At 45.6% G+C, this 22,065-nt stretch carries 18 protein-coding genes and 1 tRNA gene; 2 read left to right on the top strand and 17 right to left on the bottom strand.

Annotated elements, in window-relative coordinates; all coding sequences use genetic code 11:
• Positions 1-5: 5 nt before the first annotated feature.
• The 11 genes from P5G61_RS12350 to P5G61_RS12300 all read right to left on the bottom strand — a co-directional run bounded on the left by P5G61_RS12350 (position 6) and on the right by P5G61_RS12300 (position 14,509).
• A complete protein-coding gene (locus tag P5G61_RS12350) occupies positions 6-392 on the bottom strand; it encodes a hypothetical protein (RefSeq protein WP_024630450.1) in 387 nt (128 codons plus the stop codon).
• 3 nt (positions 393-395) lie between these two features.
• Positions 396-821 (bottom strand): hypothetical protein, encoded by a 426-nt coding sequence (locus tag P5G61_RS12345; RefSeq protein WP_236642083.1) that lies wholly within the window; start codon positions 819-821, stop codon positions 396-398.
• 76 nt (positions 822-897) lie between these two features.
• Entirely contained in the window at positions 898-4,386 is a 3,489-nt protein-coding gene (locus P5G61_RS12340) for a peptidoglycan DD-metalloendopeptidase family protein (protein WP_301246695.1), read from the bottom strand.
• Between the two features lie 14 nt (positions 4,387-4,400).
• Entirely contained in the window at positions 4,401-5,444 is a 1,044-nt protein-coding gene (locus tag P5G61_RS12335; protein ID WP_024630453.1) for an S-layer homology domain-containing protein, read from the bottom strand.
• A 3-nt stretch (positions 5,445-5,447) separates the two neighbouring features.
• The gene (locus tag P5G61_RS12330; RefSeq protein ID WP_024630454.1) at positions 5,448-6,068 is read right to left on the bottom strand and encodes an S-layer homology domain-containing protein; all 621 of its coding nucleotides are present in this window, start codon (positions 6,066-6,068) and stop codon (positions 5,448-5,450) included.
• A 58-nt stretch (positions 6,069-6,126) separates the two neighbouring features.
• Positions 6,127-11,334 (bottom strand): hypothetical protein, encoded by a 5,208-nt coding sequence (locus tag P5G61_RS12325; RefSeq protein WP_301246692.1) that lies wholly within the window; start codon positions 11,332-11,334, stop codon positions 6,127-6,129.
• Between the two features lie 64 nt (positions 11,335-11,398).
• The gene (locus P5G61_RS12320; protein WP_109998333.1) at positions 11,399-11,767 is read right to left on the bottom strand and encodes a hypothetical protein; all 369 of its coding nucleotides are present in this window, start codon (positions 11,765-11,767) and stop codon (positions 11,399-11,401) included.
• Positions 11,728-12,186, bottom strand: coding sequence for a DNA polymerase III subunit gamma/tau (locus P5G61_RS12315; protein ID WP_254790253.1), 459 nt, complete (start codon positions 12,184-12,186; stop codon positions 11,728-11,730). Before P5G61_RS12315 ends, P5G61_RS12320 begins: the two co-directional genes overlap by 40 nt.
• 161 nt (positions 12,187-12,347) lie before the next feature.
• On the bottom strand, positions 12,348-13,406 hold the full coding sequence (locus tag P5G61_RS12310) for a hypothetical protein (protein ID WP_301246688.1): 1,059 nt from the start codon (positions 13,404-13,406) through the stop codon (positions 12,348-12,350).
• Positions 13,407-13,868, bottom strand: a complete 462-nt coding sequence (locus P5G61_RS12305) for a hypothetical protein (protein ID WP_024630459.1) — start codon at positions 13,866-13,868, stop codon at positions 13,407-13,409.
• Between the two features lie 302 nt (positions 13,869-14,170).
• On the bottom strand, positions 14,171-14,509 hold the full coding sequence (locus P5G61_RS12300; protein WP_024630460.1) for a hypothetical protein: 339 nt from the start codon (positions 14,507-14,509) through the stop codon (positions 14,171-14,173).
• A 569-nt stretch (positions 14,510-15,078) separates the two neighbouring features.
• On the opposite strand from P5G61_RS12300, the gene P5G61_RS12295 reads away from it, so the two are divergent.
• Entirely contained in the window at positions 15,079-15,336 is a 258-nt protein-coding gene (locus P5G61_RS12295) for a helix-turn-helix domain-containing protein (RefSeq protein ID WP_301246686.1), read from the top strand.
• Between the two features lie 226 nt (positions 15,337-15,562).
• Here P5G61_RS12295 and P5G61_RS12290 read toward each other — a convergent pair whose 3' ends face one another.
• Positions 15,563-15,712 (bottom strand): hypothetical protein, encoded by a 150-nt coding sequence (locus P5G61_RS12290; protein ID WP_161634210.1) that lies wholly within the window; start codon positions 15,710-15,712, stop codon positions 15,563-15,565.
• Between the two features lie 247 nt (positions 15,713-15,959).
• Positions 15,960-16,484 (bottom strand): hypothetical protein, encoded by a 525-nt coding sequence (locus P5G61_RS12285; protein ID WP_024630463.1) that lies wholly within the window; start codon positions 16,482-16,484, stop codon positions 15,960-15,962.
• Positions 16,485-17,110: 626 nt separating this feature from the next.
• On the opposite strand from P5G61_RS12285, the gene P5G61_RS12280 reads away from it, so the two are divergent.
• Positions 17,111-17,188, top strand: a tRNA-Pro gene (locus P5G61_RS12280).
• Between the two features lie 212 nt (positions 17,189-17,400).
• On the opposite strand, the gene glnA is transcribed toward P5G61_RS12280, so the two are convergent.
• From glnA to hflX, 4 genes are all read right to left on the bottom strand, one after another.
• On the bottom strand, positions 17,401-18,729 hold the full coding sequence (glnA, locus tag P5G61_RS12275) for a type I glutamate--ammonia ligase (protein WP_024630465.1): 1,329 nt from the start codon (positions 18,727-18,729) through the stop codon (positions 17,401-17,403).
• A 129-nt stretch (positions 18,730-18,858) separates the two neighbouring features.
• The gene (locus P5G61_RS12270) at positions 18,859-19,272 is read right to left on the bottom strand and encodes a MerR family transcriptional regulator (protein ID WP_024630466.1); all 414 of its coding nucleotides are present in this window, start codon (positions 19,270-19,272) and stop codon (positions 18,859-18,861) included.
• An 83-nt stretch (positions 19,273-19,355) separates the two neighbouring features.
• Complete coding sequence (locus P5G61_RS12265) at positions 19,356-20,609, bottom strand: methionine gamma-lyase family protein (protein WP_301246684.1); 1,254 nt, start codon at positions 20,607-20,609, stop codon at positions 19,356-19,358.
• Between the two features lie 84 nt (positions 20,610-20,693).
• Complete coding sequence (gene hflX, locus P5G61_RS12260; RefSeq protein ID WP_301246683.1) at positions 20,694-21,980, bottom strand: GTPase HflX; 1,287 nt, start codon at positions 21,978-21,980, stop codon at positions 20,694-20,696.
• Positions 21,981-22,065: the final 85 nt, after the last annotated feature.

Raw genomic sequence — 22,065 nt, 5'->3', positions numbered from 1 at the left:
CCTTTCTATTTGAGCGTTTGGTAGTTTGCCCATACTACCTTAGGCTTGCCGCCCTCATTAAAGAACTCAAAGTGAAGTTGTGTTCCCTGCTTACATGGGATAATCGCCGTCAGGTACATCCCCTCCGGTAAATCCTTCGTGTAAATGTTCTTACATACCAGCCGTTCCCCTACGTACAAGTTCCAATAGTCTCTTGCTTCATAGTTGGATACGCCGACTGCAACGGAAAGCAACTCACAATCCTCTTGAATGGTCAACTTGTGTTCGACCTTGCCCGCCATTGGGGACTCTATCATAATCCCTTCAATGTACGGGTTCGTTTTGGTAGGCATAAAAGGAGGGTCGAGTCTACCGCCTACCAGATAACTCGCAAAATTTGCTCCGCTAGACATTCACTACACCGCCTTAATATATTCGAGTTCCAGATTCTTAAATAATCCGTTCTCTCTAATAATAGTCCCTCTAACTGTGCTGAAAGATGCGATATCTGTTTCCTCTTCTAATTCCTCATTGACCAAGGCAGGATATGTAATCTCTATCAGGAAGCCTTCCACAATTAAATTGGCATCCCTCTCAAGGGTCAGAATTTCGATTACACCGTTATCGTATGTGTATACCACAGAAGTTACGAGAGCAGAATAACCTGCCAATTCTCTGCGGGCTTCCACGTTAATTACATTCGGTTCTACAAGTGCATCCATGACAGTTAATTCATCGCCGCCAGTGTAAAGACCGGATTTCTTCATCTCCCTACGAATTAAATCGAGTATGGGATAGATTTCATTCGAGTTTACAAAGTTCCTAGTGTCCAAAGTATACACCTCACCTTCAATAGCATTATAAGAAAAAGCAGGGAACAATTAGCGCCGTAAGCGTAAGTGCTCCCTGCCTATGTGGTTATCCTAATTCTGATAAAGACTGCCACGTCAACTCGAGGTAATTGACGATGCCATCGCTGTTACCGACGATTCTGTTCCCCTTAACCAGGAAGTAATTGGCAGTGAACGTATTGGAATCGTATACGTAAACAGAGTCAAGCAGTTCGATTAACGGATTACCTTTGACGACTACGTTCTTCGTCCTTGCCTGACGTTTGTAATCAAAGAAAATCTTATTGGCTACGTCCTCCTTCAAGTCTCTCAAGGAGTTTCCATCGATCTCTTCAATCCAGTCCAACTGAGCGCCCGCCGTGCGGATATTACCCTTGGTTGCGATAATCAGAGACTTGTCGAAGAAGTGTTCCACGATACCCGCTGTACCGGAAATCATCAAGTGATTTCTGACACGCGAGTAATCCGTAGAAGAAGTAACTTCCAGTAGATTCTCTCCATCAATAAACTCCCACTTCATGCCCGCTACCATAGCCCAGTCTGGTGAATCGAGGAAGTCCATCTTCTCCATTCGAAACGTCCCATACCTGTCGCAGTAGGCACGGTAAGGAATATCTTGAATAAGGGACTGTACGGCATCTGAAGCGTTCGTACCTATTGGGAAGGATACACTTGCCACGAACGGATTCTGCCAGCCGCCCACTTCCATAATATTCTCCTGAGTCACGGCCTCAAGTTCCCCGCTCTCCTTATTAAATTTCATGAAGGTGTTCTTCCCTTTGTTCACGTCGATGTAAACTGTGTCCTCAATCACGTAGTCAGGGTTGCTCATATCCTCCGAATGAAACTTCCAAGCGCTCATTCCTGCATGGACAACAATGTCTTCTACAATGCTTGATTTAATCCAGGAGAATGCCCCGCCATCTCCTGCATAAGCTTCTTCCGGCGGGTAATGCATAGGCTTGTAGAAGATAAATTCCTCAAGCATGTCGTACCTGTCCACACAGCTAAACGAGACGGTCTTCTCGTCAGAGTTCTCCGTAATTTCGCCTTTAATCATTCCAGTGAATACACGGACAACTTCTTCCCCGTATCCCGCATAAATCCTGATTGGAGTGTACTCGCTAATAACATATCGCAGTTCTCCTTCTTCGTAATAGCTCAACGGAGACTTGTCCGTCTTAAATGAGTCAGGGAACTCTGGTCTACGCTCCCAAGATGGAGAATAAATACCCGAAGAGTTGTCCAGCGTTAGCCGTGCGGTGCTGATAGTCGTATCAAGGTGGGTGTTGATTTCCCAACTCATTACATCTTTCTCAATGGTGTACATGTCTTCATAAACGAAGTCCCCAACTTCATACCACTTCTCGTCATACGTGTCACCGATGGCAGTAGCTAGTTGCTCGATGGCATAGTCGTTGGCAGCGTACTTCACACTGTCGAGATACATCGTTCCATCCGTCACTGCAAACAGAATTCTGCTTTGGTACGGATAGTCGAATGCCGCCCCACGGATTCCGGTGTTAACCCAGACATCATTTATCTTCACATATACATCGATATCCGTTTGGTCATGGCAGACTACAGTGTACTCGATAAAATCAGAAGTCGTGTTTAGCTTATACGTGCCGCCACCAGATGTATAAATTTGGTCATCCTTGATGTTCAGAAGAAACCCCTTCGTTCCATTACTAATAACTAACTTGCCGCTGGTACCGGCGGCTGTCTTCAGGCTAAAGTTAATCGTAAACGGAAACTTCTTGATTTTACCTAACCGCTCGATACCTGCTTCGCCTCCGCTGGTTGAGATTGCTTGATAATCTCCCTTGTCCTTCTGTACAACTGTGCTGTACGGAGTCCATTTGTTGGCACTGTTCATTTCATCTTCAAAGTCCCACATCGCCTTCGACTCAATGGTCTCTACATCGAACTCTTTCGCTCTGAGCCACAAGATACCGAACTTTCCTCTCGATGCTTTCGAGGAATTGGCGAAAGTGAATTTCACCACGTTATGTCCTTTGGGCATCGGGATGGAAGGTGGGTATGCCACTCCGTTTTTAGCGCTAACCCCGTTGATACGAACTACTTCGTAATCATTAACTGTGACAATAATTGTGTCATCCAGTTCAAGGTCAGAGAAGTATGCCCAGCCAAGGTTTCCTGCCTTAAACCAATCGTGCTCGAAAACCAGCGTCTTTGCCTGCCCTGCCCCGCCCGTTCCGTTAAATCCGAGAACGTTCATCGAAGTCTTGTCATCAACAACGGTCATTTGCACTGCACCGTTTGTCTCTGTGTACTTCTTGACATCAAGCGTAGTCTTCTTGGTCGTAAAATCCTTAAAGTAGGTTTGTTTAGTGGTTGTCCTGTTGTATTGGTACGTGACGATTTCCTTATCGATGCTGGCATCTCCAGTCGAGTCTGCCGTTCTTGGTTTACCATCGCCCCAAGACTTGACTCTTACAACAACGGGCTGCCTTCCAAACTTGAGGGCATTCGCCTTCGTATCATAGAGAATGTCAATTCGGTTGCCTTTGATATCCCCGCCCGTATCATCTGCAAGATACTCTCCCCAACTCGTTCCATTGACAATCAGTTCCACTTTGCTCTTCAAAGGGATGACAGAGGGATCTACCGCAATAATCTTCCAGCTCTTCCATGTACGAACGTCTGTACCGCCCCGTGTGATTCCAATACAGCCGGGGCAGTCTGCTACATATGCCGTTGCTTCCATGTTGTATTCCACGTAGGAGGTCGAGTCTGCCATTACCCCTGAAGCGTCCATTAGAACAGAAGCATCCTGAATGTTCCTTGGGTCAATTTTCTTGCTTGCTGTCTGAATAGTTTTCTTGCCCCGAAGGTACGGTTCAGGATTCTGTGCTACGTCGTTAAATCGTACTTCAAAGTGCAAGTGTGTTCCGTCACCGCCACCACTGGAGATGGAGTGTCCGGTATTACCTCCAAGACCTACAAGACCACCTGCGTTAACCTTATCACCCACACTGACACTGATTTTGTTTAAGTGGGCATACCTTGTCTGCCATCCGTTTCCGTGATTGACGTAGACGACTTTACCGTACCCTCTCAAGGTGCTGGCGATGGCTACTGTACCTGTCCACACAGCGTATACAGGGTCGTTCATCGCAAGGTCAAGGTCAATCCCTTTATGCTTCTTCCGGGAACAGCGAGGGTCTGTCTCGAACCAGTCGGTGATATACATCCCGTTGATGGTACGCTCCCCATTCTCCTTCCCATGCATCGTTGAACTAGCTTTTATTGGCATTGAGAAGTCTGCGTTTCTCAGGTCGGTGCTGGTATCAACCAGCGTACCGTCAACGTAATTCGTAATCTTCTCCGCTTTGTCGATGGATAGCATATCATTCACTGCACTGTCTACCACGTACTGGACTGCATCGTATTTTCTACGGAAGCCCCGCACGTATGATGTTTTGTCCAACTCTACGATTACCTTCGGCTCGTTCCCTAGCGCGTTCACACGCTCCATAATTCCTTGTAGCAATTGCCTTGAAGGGTAATTAACGTTAGATACATAAGCCACTTAAGCCACCTACCTTATCTATATTTCTCCGTAATCCACTCGATAAATCTATTGAGGAAGGTTACCGCTTCCGCTCTTGTAATACATGCTTCCGGTTCAAACTTGCCATCTTCATAAAGTGGGAAAACATAACACCCGTCATGGAATTTTTCATCTAACAGGGTCAGTACATCGTTCGAGTACCATTTGGAAAGGATAACATCCTTATCCACAATCGGTCTCAGCGGCGTATCATTGTATGTGAACGCACGGTCGGTGTACCGATTATGCAGGTTCTCGTAAATACGGCTCATTAGTGCGAAGAAGTCTCCGCGACGAATACGAACGTCTCCGAAAAATCGGTCGTTGTATGTCACCCGCCCTGATTCCACGACGACCGTTTCACTTGTACGTCTATTCACCCCATTAATTACGGCGTTATACCCTATGACAGCAGGGAAGCCATTGTACATGTATGGTAGGTAAACTTCACCTTTATGAATTACAAACACGTCACGCTGAAATCCGATAGCGTTCCGGATGACCACGCCTGCATCACTTCCTGCGCCAACAGTAACGAAAAGTCTCTTCAGCTTAACCCCAAGGACTGTACAAGACTCCGGTTGGTTGCTGTAGCTGAAGTAGTATGTAGAAGCGTACTTCAGGGTTGCGTGTGGCATCCGGTAGTCGCCTACTCCATTGTATGGGGTATTGACACACCCGATATCTTTCCGGTCAGGGATGCCATAAGCAATGACCACGACTTCGATACCCGCCGACAGTGGGTTGGTCATTGTGACTTTTCCGTTCTCTACCTTCTCAGGAAGAACCTCTACCCCGTTCACGATAACGAACACCGGATTACTCATGTGGTATTTGTAATCAGGTACAAGAAACTCTTGCTGTCCGCTTACGGTCACGAAGCGCTTAACCATTCTCTCGTACCCTTCTTTGAACACGTTGTACGTCATGCCGCTTAAGACTTCTACGTCACCTGTCAAATCCGTTCTCATACGAGTAATCTCAAGTGTGTCACGGTAATACCAATCCAGCGGATCTACGTCAATCCATCTTTTCATTTCTTAGTACCCCCTCAGCAACTTGTCTACGTGTCGGTACGTCCGCATAAGGAACGTAATGGATTCTGCTCTTGTAGCCGCTTCGTCCGGACGGAAGTAAACAACAGACTCCCCGTCTGCTTCCCAGTTCGTTGCGATAAGTCCAAGCTGTTGCATATTGTCGATATACTTGTTTGCCCAATGATCTTCGATATCAATGAACTCTGTCATGTACTTGTATTCAAAATCTTGCTTGCGGACAAGAGACATGCCGATGGTTACGATGTACTTCGTTTCCATCTCAGCGGTCTTAATATCGGGTTCTCCGGTCACGATGCCGATGTAAACTGTACCCTTCTCGTCGTAATACTTATGTTGAGAGCCGATGAACTGAAGCCAGTCGGCATATTCCTTCTTAGAATAAAACAGCATGGTTAGGGTAGCGTTATAATGAGACGTTCCGTTCTGCACAAGTCCCGCAGAAGATGCCAAGGTCTGGTTGACATGGGTCTTCAGGTAAGGCGCCGGCGGTTTGTACTCCGTAATCAGCTTTGCTTTGACCTGATTAAACTGGACTCCGTTGTCGTAAAACAGTTTCTTCTTATATACCGAATCCTCTGACAAGAGGTTATTTTGTTGTGTCATGGTCGTACCTCCTTATAAATTAACTCCCCATCTCATTATAAGACGGGGAGTTATTTCGCTAACTTCTATAGTTGCTAGGATTCATAGCCTGTTGGCTACGAAGGTTTCCTACCCGCCCTACAGACAAGCCTTGTCCAATGGATTGTCCGACTTGTTGCAACTGGCGGTTTGTCATGCCGTTGGTGATGTTAGGAAGCGTGATGTTGACGGTGACATCCCCTGTACCGATGGTTGTCGTGTTGTGAGTGTTGCCACGGGTAAGGTACTCGTAGCGGCTCATAGCATTTACTCCATTAGGCATGTTGAACGTTCCCGCTGTGGATTTCATTTCATCCAAGATGCCCAACTGAGCCTGTAAAGATTGCTTTTGCAAGTCTCGAATTTCAGCGTTAATCTTAGTTGTTTCGTCCGCTCCAGCCGAAGGAAGTTTAGCTTTCAGATCGGCAATGACTTGGTTGATTTCAGATACCTCTTCCTTGGCATTGGCAATCCGCTTGTTACGAAGAATAGGCGAGGAGTCGTCAGGGTTTCCAGTCCGTAACTTGAGTTCCAGCAACTCATTCTCACGTTCAGAACTGTTGTCCTGAATCTTAGCCCTGCCAATTCCGATGGAAGCAAGATTGTACTCCTTAATAAGGGCTTGCTCATTGGCGATTTCATTCTGAAGCTGTAAAACCTGCGTTGCTTGGTCTTCGGATAGGTCTCCGATGGCTTGGATTGCTTGAAGATTCGCCAACTCATTTTTCATCTGAGATAGCTTAGTCAGTGTAATCTTCTTCATGGTGTCCAAGTATTCTTGAGACTGAGTGTCCATGTTGTACGCCGCCGCCAGTTCCTTTGCTTGAGCAATAAGGTCAATGCGAGACAAACTGTTGTTAACCTTACGAACCTGACTTTGATACGAATCTTGTTTTGTGTTCCACTCTTCCCGAAGAATTTCAACTTCCCCTTCGGATGCCACTTTATCTCTTGTCGAAGTAAGGTTATCGTAAGCAGTTTTGGCATCTTTGTACTCTTGCGACTCAGGGTCAGCGCTGTCCATGACCGTCTTGGCGTTGGCGATATACTTGTCAATGATATCCAGTTCTTCATTCAATACCTGACGCATGGATTCAGTCTGCTTCTTACGCAGTGCAATGTACTCGTCAGAGTCAGTCTTCATTCCACTCATGAGGGCACGAAGCGTGTCAATTTGGCTAGTGTCCTTAATCTCATTGATACGGTCAGAGACACGGCTTAGAACAGAGTCAGAGTCGATGGAAGGGGAGTTGACCGCACCTTTCTTGTACTTCTCCTCATAATTCTTCTTCGCAATCTCTTCGAGTCTCTTCTGCTCTGCCTCTTCAAGCTTTGATGCTTCGTACTGCTTGGTAATGGCTTTCTGACGGATCTTTTCTGTTTCCGCAGAACGTCCGGACTTGGTGTTAAACTCAGCAACGGCTTCCTCTACTGTCTGTCCGCCGCTGGCTTCCCGTTGTTTGAGCCATTTTGAAAAATCCACCTGACTTCCCGAGAATTTGAAATAATCCATCATCTCGCCCATCATGTCGTCGCCTTCAAAGTAACCGAAGTTGGATGGAGTTCCACCGAATGCGGAAGATATCCCGTTCATTGCGGAGTAGTAAAGCCCTGTCGCGGTATTCCGAGCCAAAGCCCAAGAGGCTTCGCCTTCAGCCTGCGCATTAATCTTGTTAGACATGCCTTTCAGGTCGTTGTCACGGTCGTCAGCCTGAGCAAGTAACCTTTCGTCATCTGTTGACAGGTAGGACTCTGTCAATCCTTTAGCCGCTTGAGCGAGACCGATTGCCCCAGCAATCTCCATAGCCATCTTAGCGAAACCTCCCGCCAAGTTTTTAACAGAAACCAGAGCCCCCTTGCTTAAGTCTGGAATATCCTTCAAGAACTGTTTGAACCCATTCTTGAGGGATGCCGTAGAAGACATTCCAGAGTTCATGCCTCGTACAGCATTGGACAAATCTCCGAAGGCAGGGGAGGATTGTCGAGCAGAAGCAGCGGCTTCCCGCTGGGTCTTCTCGTAATCATCCATCGCATTATTCAGCTTTTGGATATCGTCAATCGGAGGTAATCCGTTCCGCTGCCTGTCCACCAAGTGGTTTTCAAAGCCCTGGAATTCTCCTTGAGACATTTGGGACATCCTATTGGACAGTTCAGAGTAATTGGTATCGCTTGCTCTTTGTGTATCAAACACTCCCCGACTGGCGGTGCTGCTGTTCAGGGTGGTCAGGAGGGTAGGGGTAATGACGGAAGCCAATTCAGTTCGGGTACTTAGGCGGCTGTTGTACTGCTTCGTCCGGTCGAATTTTTCATCATCCGTCAACTCCTTGCCCGGATTCCAATTTTTAGCTTCGTCCATCGTGCTAAATAGAGTCGGCAAGTCTTTAACCTCTACCTTATTAGAATCCAGGTAGTTCTCATAGTGCTTGCGTTGCTTTTCCGTCAATCCGTTCAAATCACGTAAATAACCACCAAGTAATGGGTCTTTCTGCATCTCCCCGACCTCTTTACGCGTCATGTTCTTGATAGAATTATCAACATTCATGCCCGATACGTTCTCCAGAAATGAAGTACGTGCAGACTCCCTCTCGAAGTTTGCACCAATCTTCCCAGCGCCCCACTTAACTCCCTTAAGCAGCATCATCCCAATCAATACGTTAGTTAGCACGTCTCCTAACTTGACGAACAATTGGGCATTCTTTGTCACGTTTTCTGCCATGTTCATAAGTGCGTAGGACACTTTATTGATGGTAGGGGTCATCTCCTGAACAAGAGCATCAAAGGCAATGGATATGCTTTGCCCTGCCCGTTTAGTGTTGACGAGTGGGTTGTCTACAGACGACTTAACCATCTTCTCATATTTAGATTTGTCAAAGTTTCCGCTAACTTCCATGACTTTAACGAACGTGTTCATGATTTCGTGCATCGTAGCCGCACCTTTGGAGGATTGGTACGTACCAAACAAAGCATCGTTGGTATTGCGGACGGTAGGGCTGTCTGCACCGGACAACTTCTGGGCAATGGACTTAAACAGTTCCTCCGCTGGAACAAGAATCTTCGCTCCTGTGTCATCTACTTTCGCTAGACCAAGTTCCTGCAATTTCTTCATGGCTTCAGGAGATTGAAGTCTGTTGGCTACTTCTGCACTGTCGTCGCCGTAGTATGGATCAACCTGTGATTTATCCTTCTTGTTCAGTGCACTAGGAGACTGTAATCTGTTCAGAATGGATTTGTAGAAGTTACTGACATTCGCCCCTTCAAGTGATTTTGCTTGGAGGGTTGTACCCGCCATAACGATTGACGTTTCAGGGTCAACTTTGGAACTTGAACTTTTCAGTGCATCAATAAGTTGCTCAATACTTGCTTTTGTCACGTCGGATACAACCGCCAAAGGTTGTGCGATTCTATCCTCCAAGTCAGCCACCTCAAGTCCAAACTGAGCCTTCGCTGACTCAAGACCATTGGCGATATTGACAGGACTACTTCCAGGGGCTAGTGTATGCAACTGAGCAGTTACGCGGACAAACTCCTTCATTTCTATAGGATCATCAAGCAAACCAGAAGCGATGCCCCCTACTTGATAAAGCTGTTTGTAATCTGTACCGTAAAACATAGATTGCTGTCTGATAAAGTTTTGCAGATCACTAACAGCACTCTCCACGCCAGCCATGTTCGTCGTTCCAAGAGGGTTGCCGTCTTTGTCTTGGTTGTATTCGTCCTTCAACTTCAAGTTCCGCATCATTTTAATCTGTTCAGGCTGAATATTCTTAAACGCCTCAACTGCTTTAGACATCGCCATCATTAGAGCATTATCGAAGGCTCCCGAAATTCTTTGACGTATGATGTTAATGATTGCCCCTTGTACAGCTTCGGCGTTAACCGCTCCCAACCCACTATCCTTTTCACTGCTACTGCTTCCTTTAGATGCAGTTCCTCCACCGCCGCTGTGACTGTCAGAAGAAGACGAACCAGAACGAGAAGTAGAAAGGCCAAGTTTTCCTGCATTCCGAATCTGAGTATCACTGTTAAGTCCACTTGGTCCGGATTGAACCTTATTAATCTCTTGGATGATAGACTGCACCTGAACGTTTACCTGCTCACGGATTTTGTTAATCAACGCATTGTTGATGCGGTTAATCTGATTCACGAGGTGATGCTTCAGCTTAGGTTCAGGGGTGATTTCCACATCGTGTATCGCCTTTATTAATTGGTCAATCTCTTCCTGAACATTGTTGCTCATTTTCTTGTCAAGAGCCTTTGCCACTCGTTCAAGTTGAGCCTTCAATCCAGCGCCACGAATAGAGCCTAAATCGACCGTGCCGAGCGCTTCCAGCTTGTCCACCGTAGTATCAAGTTCCTGAGCAAGAATCTTCTTGACCTTCTTGCTTAGGTCGCCTAATGGAATCTGCATCTTGCCCGCCATTGCAGTGTTAATGCCTGCAACGGTTTTGTTAACGTATTCATTCAGGCTTTGTTCAAGTTCGTTAGGGATTTTCTTTACCTTGTTCGCAACTTCCATTCCGCTCATGTCAGGAACTTCAACATCGAGTGCCTTCAACAATTTTTCCTTAGCTTCCTTGATTACCTTGTTCAAATCTGCTTTGGAAATTTTCATGTCACTGATATCGGCTACGTCAGGGTTCTGAAGCATACTCAAAATCTTTTGTTTGATTTTATTGACGAAAGCCATGACCGTTTCCTTGCCAATCGTAATCTGTAAACTGTCAAGAGTTTCCGATTTCATCAGGTTGGATTTTTGCTTCTGGATAGCACTGACAAGGTTATGAATTTGCAGTTTGATGACCTTGGCTACTTCTTTATTAATCTCGTTAAAGTCATCTTTACTGATAGGAAGCTGTTGCCCGCCGGCGTAGTTAGGGTCGATTTCAATGTGCATGTCACGAACGTACGTCCGCAACTCTTCGTTGATTTCATTTTCAATTTTGCCCAAGATATCTTGAAGAGTCTCAAGCTTAACCGTGAGTCCAGCCGAACCTAACTGCTCAAGAACAACCCCATTCCCTGCGATGAGATTGTTGAGTTCATTTGTCAACGACTGACGGAGATTGCTTCCAGCCCCACGTGATACCTGCGATTGCAAACCGGACAGGGACGAACGCATTGCGTCAATCCGCTGCTCCAATCTACCAAAACTAGAATCGAGAGTTTCCATCTCCTGTCCATATCGAGCCATATTATCTATGGATTTCTGCAACTCTAAAATCACGTCAGTTTGGATTTTGTTGTTCATAGTCTCACCACCCTCATAAAATAAAACTCCTGCCCCTCCCTAGAAGGAAGCAGAGCAGGAGGAATTATAATAGCTGTGCAAGGAAATTCATGTCTTCCGCATCGGCTACTTTATAACCATTCACGTATTTACCGTCAGTTGTTACTTCCTCTTCACTGGTTGAATCACCAGCAGGAACGCTTCCGCCGAACAGGCCGCCAAGCGACATGGTAGAAACCTTGATAGTAAACTGAATGTGTTCGTTGCATTGTTCCAAGTAGTAACCTAACTGAGGTAAGGTTAACTGCCACACATCATGCTTTTTCAAGTGGCAGTAGTGGGCAAGTTTGAAGAAGATGTTAGCCCAATCGACAGGCGGCTGACTGTCATAGTCTTCTTCCTCTTCCTGAGTGGTTACATGGACTTTTTTAGCCCATTGAGACCAATCATGCAATCGATAATCTGTTTAGCCGTCTCCAAATCAACGTATTCGCCAAGATGCTCGACCGTCATGTGTTTGTAATATGGCTTAAATGCCATAAGCAGCACTTCAAGCAATTCTTCAAATCTATCTTCCTCATCTTCAGGGATAAGGTTAGCGATGATTACACCGGAATCAATCGTATTAAGTCTCTTCATCAATCTTCGAGCATCAAGCAACCCTAGTGGTGGGATGTAATAAGTCTTACCGTCACGTAAACGAACCTGTTCATCTGTCTCGAAGAATACTTTCTCACGAATGTCAGCTTCCTCTTGGGTCAGTGGCTTCTTCTCTTCTTCAGCTGTTACCTGTGGAGTCTGCTCTTCTACTTGACTGGCTACTTCTTCAGCGATGCCGCCAGCTTTTGGGATAACTAAATCTCGTTCACTCATTTTAATAGCCCCCTTTATATTTCTCCCCCAAGAAAAGTGAATCGAATTGACCACAGAGCGGGGGAAGTCCCTGCAATCAACTCACAGAACATTCTAAGTAAGTAAGCCTAGACTCTAACATTAGGTATGTAAAAAAAGACTCCCCGAAGGGAGTCTAGTGATTAGCAATCTTCCGCAGATACAGAACCAACTTCATAACGCTTGATAGAACCAAGCTTACCGTCCGGACGTTCAGGGTCGATTACAGTCAGCGTTACGCTATGCGTGGACGCTTGTTGACGTTGTGCGTCCAGAGTGAAGTTGGACTTCACACGGCATTGGAACAATTCGGTTTGATAACCTTGGATTGTACCGTCCTTCTGCTCGAACTGACCATCGTGAACAACGTGTACCGTCAACGGCATGTCCTTGGTTGTGATATCGAGGATATCAACAACTTCGTTCCGCTTGTAGTTAACGTAAATGTTTACGTCCTTGAGAGCTGAGTTGAACTTCAGAGTGCCGCCGCTTATTACGTATTGGTCTTCCGTAGGGGTAGGGCTAGTCGTTTTCTTTAGCAATTTGTTACCTTCCAGAGTACGAACAGAAATCTGAGGGTCAACGTTCAGGGATGCTCCGTACACAAGATCAACAGTAAAGTCTGAGCCGTTCTGTTTAACCGTGTGCTTTTCTTCCAGCACCCACACGAAGCCGTCAGGGTCTGGTGTAATCCCAGCCAGTGCAGCAGCGTAAACGATGACAACCGTTTTACCTGCCAGCGCCATATCGAATACGACATCCTGACCCGTTACCGTAACGTCTGCACTCAGGTCAGCGCCGCCCACAGCACCCTCGAAAGACTTAGGTGTTGGAGAAGCAAGAGCGACTTGAGTAAGTTTCGCTTGATACGGAGAAGCGGAAGGGACTACAAAGGTCTCAGTGACCATGCTGTACGCCGAACCAGAAATTCCTTCACGGAGTTTCGAGCCAGTAGCCAAACGTACAAGGTTAAGGTCGAACTTAGCGGATTCCGCTGTGATATCAATTGTCTTCTTACGAAGCAACGTATCCAGTGCTACGCTAGAGTCACCGCCCTCAATGTCCTGCATGTCCAGCTGAATATCCAGACGCATGTTGTTCAGCGTACCGATTGTAACGAGGTCGTCACAGTTCGGGATTTTCGCCATGAACTTACCAGCGCCCTTAATCAACATTTTTTTGTTCTTAGTAATCTTACTCATTCAGAAAACCTCCTTATATTCATCTATCCCAATGGTGAAGCATATTTGGGTGAAATACTTGTAGGTGTTCTCTAGGTCGATGTCGTCTTCAGCACTTGTGACATACTCACCCTTGAACACACTTCCTTTTGGCATCCAAAAGTATTGGACGTCGAAAATTTGGCAAATACGGTCAGCGATGTTCACTGCCAGTTCCACGTCATCCTGTGTATAGATATCGAAGTCAACGATGAACCTATACTCAAGGTGATTTTCGCCTCTTGCGCCAGGATTTTTGTAGAACGTAATCAAGGGCAAGTTGTGCTGAACTAAGTCCTTCGGCTTCTTCCTCTTCTGAATCTTCGTTCCCAAATCTTCCAGAGAAGTGTCTGCCGCCAGCCCTAGCATGGCAAAAATCTCAGGGTCATGACGAAGCGTGGAATGAATATAGGCGTAAACATCAGAGACGCTGATCTTTCCCATATCATCACATCCTCTTATGAATGCTTCGTATACCAATATAAGTTGAAATGGGTATATTTCTAACCGCCCTGTGTACTGCGTTGTCCACCATCGAAATGGACTTATTAAGGCTATATTCGAACAGTGAGACGGTGGAATCTCTACCTAAATGGTTCTTTTTCATTCTATTAGGAGCGCTCCTGACGTTGGATTCATGGATGTTGTCGCCCAAGTCTACCCACTGCCCATAGGGTCTTTAGAAGCTAAGTAGCTGGTGTGTGTTCTATCGATGACCATCACCTTCCATCCCAACTGCCCTTTCTTTACTTGATTTCGATAATGGATGCCACAGGCTGGCTACCCGAAGTCATAAATAGCTTCCGAGCCTTGAAAGCCTTTTGCTCCTTGAAAAGCAAACGTTGCTCTTCATTGCCCACTCGGAGATTCGGCTTGTCACTAACATAGATATCTCCGAAGCCCAAGTTCTCGACAATCAAGGTTGTATCTTCTTCTTGAGCGTTATAAATGAACTGACCGAAGATAGAAAGTTGTTGGGTGAACTCTGCAACCACATCGCCCTCCAATCCATCCACGCTAACCGTCTCGGTCTCTTTCTCAGGGGCTTTAGGAGTCCTCTTACGTTTGTTTGTTGTTCCTGCCATTGTTAAAATGCTCCCCTCATTGTGATATGTAATAATTCAAACCAAGTAAAAAGTCGTCCACTAATTTCTGACCAGACTTGTGTTCAGACGGGTAAACATGTTCTTTCAGCATCCCAAACTTCTTACCACCTTTCTATCTTTGTCACAAGTCATTATAGGTAGGTGAAGTCTCGCTTTAACCGAAAGCTTATAAAAACAAATAGCGTGACCCGCAGGGTAACGCCACGCTTTGCCATAGTTTTACTCAGTGAGTATTTTCACTACCCCTTGCCTATGTTTTATTATTCTATATATCTTTCTTTTATATCTCTTAATCTTTTATATCTCTTTATACGGTGTAAACTTTACAATACAGAACTCACAACAAATGCACTTTTTACACTTCATAGGGGTCTGTATGGTAAACCGTACACTTCAGACATAACATGCAGTACGTATCTGGCGGCGGGTGCTAGATATTGTATAAAAAGTAATATATGAACACATATATAATCTACTAATCTTGTGAATAATGTCTCTACCCACAAAATGAGAGGTAGTGAGATTACATGAGAGCAAGCACGTACGGCGTGGTAAAGGACGTAGAAAATGAGAGGTATTTACTGGCGGCTGACCTATTCGAGAGAGGGTTGAATGCTTCGGCTATTACCACATACCTTGCGGTGACGAAGCTTCTGAGCGATGGTAGGACGGAGTTCCCGTTGCAAGATGAAATCGTAAAGCTGACTAAACTGAGCAGGAAAACAGTTGTCATATCGTTACAGGCTTTGGAGGATTGCGGACTACTGGTCTACGTTTATACCAAAAGAAACAGAGCCACGGCGTAAGTTGCCTGTGGCTTTGTCTTTAGTTTCTGGATGCCCCCATGAGGGAAGGCATTGGCCAGTGTTCCAGTTCTTCAGGGTCTTTTGCAAAGTCCATGTTCAAGTCTTCCCATTTGATGTTCGGGTTGATTTCCCACGATGCCCGATAGATGACATTATCTCTGGAAACTCAGGGTCTTGTCCCTGCTTGTACTTGTACATCTCTTCCGAATCGGCAAATTCAGCTATATCAATCCATCCCTTCTAAGCGCATATCAAAACGTTCAATCATAAACTCGAAAACGGCAGACAGGTTTCCCTCAAAATAGTGGTCAGCCACCTCCTGCAAATACTTTTTATTCTCGGGAGTTGTTCTCAAGTAGATTCTCTCTGTTTTCATCACGATAACCCTCTCTTCTTCATACACGGTCTACAGCCAGTGAGTGTTTTTGGCAGAACTTGCATCCGTTGGTTAGAATCATCTAACTCTTCAGGCAAGATCAAGTAGCCGTATCGGTTCATGACTTTTCCCTTAATTTTACCGATACAATGGAGACAAAGCAGGGGTTCTCCTTGAAGCTCTTCGGCAACAAAGTTCTCCCTTGCTTTATCTGTGACGTACCTGAACTCGCACTTAATGCACTTGATTAGCGAATCCATTTTACGTCAATCCCTTTGTTCGACTTCTTACCGGAAAGAGTCAAGTGTGATTGAGATGGGAACGATTCTTCAAAGCCGTCACGCACCGCGTACTCCGCAGTGTTGACAATCGTATTTCGGCAAACCAGCCAACGCTTCTCTTCTCGAACCAATCCATTGTACGGGTCAATAGCGAATCTCTTGATTGGCTTACTAAATTCCTTGTGCCAATGCCCACAATATGTAACGTTCAAAGGTTTTACAGGCTCAAGCTTGTCCATTACAAAATAAATTGGTTCTCTTGGATACATATATTGTATATATATTCCACCTTTACTGAGTTTTATGACTCCTTCAATATAGTCACCGTTCAGTAGAATACGAAAGTTATGTTCATTAGTCTTGGCGAAGTCAATCGCTCTATCAAGCAACCTAATATCGGCGGCTTCAGACCCGATATGCAAATCATTAAGTAATAGTACATTCAAGTTCTTCACCGATGGGGCGGTAAAACCTGATTTCAGGTATTTCATTGTTATCCCCCTAGTCCAAGTAATTTTCTACGTATCTCCGCTTTCTTCTTATCTTGAGCACAAGGTCGGCACTCGTAAATTCCCATGTACCTATCCACTAACTCTTGATAAGGAACATTCAAGGTATCCGATAGACAGTGGATACATTTACTGCCTTCCGTCTCATAGATAGTGGCTAGAGCCTTTGCATTCTGCGTAATAAACCTTCCGCAACCGCATTTCAATATGACCACCTCATTTACCAATATAGGTAGGTTTGTGCGTACTTAAGCTTTTTGTACGTACTAGACGCAACCTTTCACGTAGATGGCTCGACTGCTGAAAATGTAAGGAGCAATCTAGTGAAATACTTGAAAAAGTTTTTTTAATTAGAAAGCACACTCCTAGACTTACATATCAATCATGTGCAAGCCAACTGACGATTCTCGAAATTGACTAGTGTGAAAGACTTGGTGTTCGTGGCGAAATAGTAAACGTTCAAGGCTGTGAACTTATGTGGGGGTTGCTAGAGTTAAATGTGCGGTGAGCACAGACGGACCCGTGCCAATGCAGGGGCGAGTGTTGATTCTCAGAGCGGTCTCATACGCCGCTTCTCAAGGGTTCGATTCCCGTCGGGACCAGCATATCGGGTTGTGGAGAAGTTTGGAGTTCTCGCTTGCCTTGGAAGCAAGAGATCGCAGGTTCAAGTCCTGCCATTCCGACCATCGGGAAGTAGCTGAAATAGATTAGCGGCGGCGTGAAATACCGTAGATGTTGGTGCGTTACCAACCTTTCCGACCATATGCTCTCTTAGTTCAATGGAATTTTATGTTCATTTTTAAGTTATGCACTAATCTTAACTTCATTTATTTTGTGAAGTAAAGATTAGTGCATAAAGAAAAATCCCTCAGCGCTAGAGCGCCAAGGGATTCAGCTATTAGTACAACGTGATATATTGATCGCGTTCCCATTGGTGGACTTGTGTTCTATACATGTCCCACTCAATTTCTTTCAGCTCATAGAAGTGAGCCAGGGCGTGGTCGCCGAGAGCATCACAGATAACTTCGCTGCGGATCAATTCGTTCAATGCTTCTTTCAGGTCAGCCGGCAAGCTCGGAATGCCTTCTTCCACACGCTCTTCTTCTGACATGATGTAGATGTTACGGTCAATCGGAGCTGGTAAGGAAAGCTCACGTTTGATTCCGTCCAGACCTGCTTTCAATAAAACAGCCAAAGCCAAGTAAGGGTTAGCAGCCGGATCCGGATTACGAACCTCAACACGTGTACTCAGACCACGGGAAGCTGGAATACGGATCATTGGGCTACGGTTACTGGCGGACCATGCTACATAACAAGGGGCTTCATAACCTGGTACAAGACGTTTGTATGAGTTCACAGTTGGGTTCGTAATTGCTGCAAACGCACGAGCATGCTTCAAAGTTCCAGCCATGAAGTGACGTGCAGTTTTGCTCAGACCCAGCTCGTCCGACTCGTCTACGAATGCGTTCACTTTACCTTGGAACAAGGATTGGTTACAGTGCATACCGGAACCGTTCATACCAAACAGCGGTTTCGGCATAAAGGTAGCATGTAAACCATGCTGACGTGCAATCGTTTTAACAACGAGTTTGAACGTTTGGATCTGGTCTGCTGCTTTTAGAGCATCAGCATATTTAAAGTCGATCTCATGCTGACCTGGAGCTACCTCATGGTGGGAAGCTTCGATCTCAAACCCCATTTCTTCAAGTGTGATAACAATGTCACGACGACAGTTTTCACCAAGATCCGTAGGCGCAAGGTCGAAATATCCACCTTGGTCATTCAGTTCGTTAGTCGGGTTTCCTTTTTCGTCTGTTTTGAACAAGAAGAACTCTGGTTCAGGACCGACGTTGAAGGAAGTGAATCCCATTTCTTCGGCTTCTTTCAGGTTTCGTTTCAAGATGCCACGCGGATCTCCTGGAAACGGATTACCATCCGGAAGATATACGTCGCAAATCAGTCGAGCAACACGGTTCTCGGCTACCCAAGGGAAAATCAGCCAAGAATCGAGATCCGGATAGAGGTACATGTCGGACTCTTCAATACGAACATAACCTTCAATGGAAGAACCATCAAACATCATTTTATTGTCCAGAGCCTTGGTAAGCTGGCTCACAGGAATTTCAACGTTTTTGATTGCTCCAAGCAAATCGGTAAATTGCAAACGAACGAATCGTACATTTTCTTCTTTTGAGATGCGTAGTATGTCTTCTTTAGTAAAACTCACGATACCCTCTCCCTTTCTTCTCTGCGTAATTGGCTTACTTGTTATATTTGTACATTAGAATATTGCACGGGTCAAGGAGTCCTCCTACCTAAAAGCAGGATTTCCCCTGACCTACGAGGTTATACGAACTTATTTTTTATTAAAGAAACGGGAAAGCTCTCCCTGAATGAGAGATACTTGTCCAGGTCTCTTACCTGACACCAGTTGTTGTTTCAACAGACGGTGCAGTTGGGAGTCCGAAAGTTCTCTGCGTTTCACTTCCGTATCGGGTGTAATAACAGTCGCTTCTTCTGACTCCTTGGATACAGGATTCATCACTTGTTTAATACCCGCGATGTTAACTCCTTTTTCAATCAGAGCCTTGATTTCCAGCAATCGTTCTACGTCATTGAAAGAGAACAAACGCTGATTACCTGACGTTCTCGCAGGAACAATCAAGCTGTGCTGCTCATAATAACGAATCTGACGCGCGGACAGATCCGTAAGTTTCATTACAATACCTATCGGGAATAAGGCCATATTTCTGCGAATTTCGTCACCCATCATTCATCAACCTTCCAGTCATCTTTTCTTCACTCTATTGTACAGTTAGTTATTACTAAGTGTCAATGATGTGTTAGATAAACTCACAATAATTTACGTTCTTTCATCGTCTGTAATGCCATCAAAACGCCATATTTAACATGAGAGTATGTTAAACCACCCTGCATATAGCCAATATAAGGCTCACGGATAGGTGCATCTGCTGACAATTCCAGACTTCCACCCTGTATAAACGTACCTGCCGCCATGATGACAGGGTGCTCGTAACCCGGCATGTCCCACGGTTCAGGAACTACATGGCTATCTACTGCAGCAGCCCGCTGTATTCCTTGCACAAAGGCAATCAGATGCTCTGCCGAACTGAATTGAACAGCCTGGATCAGATCGGTACGCATTTCATTCCATGCCGGTTTGGTCACAAATCCGGATGCGGCAAACATCGCCGCAGCGAATGTGCTTCCTTTAATGGCCTGTCCCACAATTGTCGGAGCCATGTAAAGTCCTTGGTAGATGCCACGAGTCGTTCCTAACATCGCGCCAACCTCACCGCCAATTCCAGGAGCAGTCAAACGATAGGCTGCCAATTGTACGTACTTTTCCTTCCCACATATGTATCCTCCGGTTTCCGCCAGACCTCCACCGGGATTTTTAATCAGTGAACCTGCCATCAAGTCTACACCTATTTCAGTTGGTTCACGTTCCTCCGTGAATTCACCATAACAGTTATCCACAAATACGATGACATCTTCTTTGATTGCCTTTACACGTGCAACCATATCCGCGATTTCTTCAATACAGAAGGAAGATCTCCAATCATAACCTCTGGAGCGCTGAATACCAATGACTTTTGTCGCTGCATTGATACTTTTCTCTACCGCCACCCAATCTACTCCGCCATCTTCTAACAGAGCCGTCTCTTGATAGCCAATGCCGAAATCCCGTAACGATCCTGTTCCATCACCAGGCTTGCCAATGACCTTATGCAATGTGTCATAGGGCTTACCCGTAATGTACAATAACTCGTCGCCTGGACGGAGCACACCGAACAAAGCTGTAGCAATAGTATGTGTACCTGATGCAAAATGGGGACGTACCAGTGCCGCCTCTGCACCGAAAACATCGGCATATACTTCATCGAGCACCTCCCGCCCGCGATCGTTATAAGCGTACCCCGTTGAACCCGCAAAGTGAAAATCACTGACTTTTCTACGCTGAAAAGCATTAATTACTTTCCATTGGTTATGATCGGTGATCCGGTCAATCTGTTGCAATTGCCCTTCAATCTGACGTTCAACCTGTCGTTGAAGTTCAATAATCTCTGAATCAAAGCTTGCCATCTTGCTTCATTCCCTTTCATAGCACGAATCTGACGTCAAACATCAATTATCGTGTCAACTTATCATACAAATATGTCATCGATGTTACAGTTGTATGAAATCTTCAAGTAAATAACCGAATTTCTCATATTCGCCTTTTTGCAGTTCCACTTCATAAATTACATCATTATCTTCAAATGTAGTCTCAACCACATCGCCTATTTTGTAAAGTACAGATGTAAGATCGCCACGGTCAGCCGGAATACGGAACCGTTTGGTAGCGCCAGTCAATTCAGCCTGGATAAGCTCACGAATTTTCAGCAAGTCATCTGCATCCAGAGCGCTCACTTTGATATGTTCTTTATCCAAAGGAAGCATTTCCAGCTGCTCCGGTGTACAAGCATCCTTTTTGTTATACAATACCAATTGAGGCTTGTCCCCTGAACCCAGTTGCTGCAAAATCGTGTGTACCGTTCTCATCTGGTCTTCACGCATTGCAGATGATGCATCGACCACATGTAATATAAGGTCCGCTTCATTCACTTCCTCCAGCGTTGCACGGAAAGCCGCAATCAGATCATGAGGAAGGTTTTGTATAAACCCTACCGTATCTGTGAGTACGATTTCTTTACCACTTGGCAGTTCCATCGTCCGTGAGGTCGGATCCAGTGTGGCAAACAGCTGATCTTGAATGTACACATCTGCCGCCGTTAATTGTTTAAGCAAGGTCGATTTACCCGCATTCGTATAACCTACAAGGGCTACCTGAACGATCCCCGTCTTTTTACGACGTTCCCGGTGCAGCTTGCGATGACGCGTCACTTCTTCCAAATGACGCTTCAAGTCATCTATACGGCCACGAATATGTCGACGATCCGTCTCCAGTTTACTTTCACCTGGACCCCGCGTTCCAATTCCTCCACCAAGTCTGGACAAATTCTTCCCGTGACCCGACAAACGTGGTAACAAATAGCTCAACTGAGCCAACTCAACCTGGATAATACCTTCTCTTGTGTTGGCGCGCTGCGCAAAGATATCCAAAATCAGCTGGGTGCGGTCAATAATTTTGAGATCCAACGCTTCTTCCAGGTTACGAACTTGAGCACCAGACAGCTCTTGGTCAAATATAGCTGTTGTTGCTCCCATTTCCTCAGCCACTGCACGAAGTTCTTCCACTTTTCCCTTACCAATGAACCATTTGGTGTCCCGGGTTTTCAGGTTCTGTGACAATACACTCAGCACTTCCACGCCTGCCGTCTCGGCGAGTTTTACCAACTCCTCAAGGGAGTACTCCGGGTTAATACCCGAACGTTTGACCTCATCGGTAACCAGACTCACCAACACGGCGCGATCCTTCTTCACCATATCTGTATCATGTGTGCCATTTGTCATCGTGTATATTCACTCCTTCTACTACGTCTCCGCATATATTCTGTGCCACCATGCTTACATGGCACGCTTTAAGCCGAACCGGTTA

Origin of the sequence: Paenibacillus vandeheii (assembly GCF_030433635.1) — a bacterium.
Taxonomy (GTDB): domain Bacteria; phylum Bacillota; class Bacilli; order Paenibacillales; family Paenibacillaceae; genus Paenibacillus; species Paenibacillus vandeheii.
The sequence above is the reverse complement of the archived record's forward strand: the minus strand, read 5'-3'. Positions and strand labels throughout refer to the sequence as shown.

Coding starts and splice junctions, on each gene's coding strand:
- P5G61_RS12300 (WP_024630460.1), bottom strand. CDS start 14,509: ATGGCAGGAACAACAAACAAACGTAAGAGGACTCCTAAAGCCCCTGAG.
- P5G61_RS12330 (WP_024630454.1), bottom strand. CDS start 6,068: ATGACACAACAAAATAACCTCTTGTCAGAGGATTCGGTATATAAGAAG.
- P5G61_RS12350 (WP_024630450.1), bottom strand. CDS start 392: ATGTCTAGCGGAGCAAATTTTGCGAGTTATCTGGTAGGCGGTAGACTC.
- P5G61_RS12305 (WP_024630459.1), bottom strand. CDS start 13,868: ATGGGAAAGATCAGCGTCTCTGATGTTTACGCCTATATTCATTCCACG.
- P5G61_RS12335 (WP_024630453.1), bottom strand. CDS start 5,444: ATGAAAAGATGGATTGACGTAGATCCGCTGGATTGGTATTACCGTGAC.
- P5G61_RS12290 (WP_161634210.1), bottom strand. CDS start 15,712: ATGAAAACAGAGAGAATCTACTTGAGAACAACTCCCGAGAATAAAAAG.
- hflX (WP_301246683.1), bottom strand. CDS start 21,980: ATGACAAATGGCACACATGATACAGATATGGTGAAGAAGGATCGCGCC.
- P5G61_RS12285 (WP_024630463.1), bottom strand. CDS start 16,484: ATGAAATACCTGAAATCAGGTTTTACCGCCCCATCGGTGAAGAACTTG.
- P5G61_RS12265 (WP_301246684.1), bottom strand. CDS start 20,609: ATGGCAAGCTTTGATTCAGAGATTATTGAACTTCAACGACAGGTTGAA.
- P5G61_RS12315 (WP_254790253.1), bottom strand. CDS start 12,186: ATGAGTGAACGAGATTTAGTTATCCCAAAAGCTGGCGGCATCGCTGAA.
- P5G61_RS12270 (WP_024630466.1), bottom strand. CDS start 19,272: ATGGGTGACGAAATTCGCAGAAATATGGCCTTATTCCCGATAGGTATT.
- P5G61_RS12310 (WP_301246688.1), bottom strand. CDS start 13,406: ATGAGTAAGATTACTAAGAACAAAAAAATGTTGATTAAGGGCGCTGGT.
- P5G61_RS12325 (WP_301246692.1), bottom strand. CDS start 11,334: ATGAACAACAAAATCCAAACTGACGTGATTTTAGAGTTGCAGAAATCC.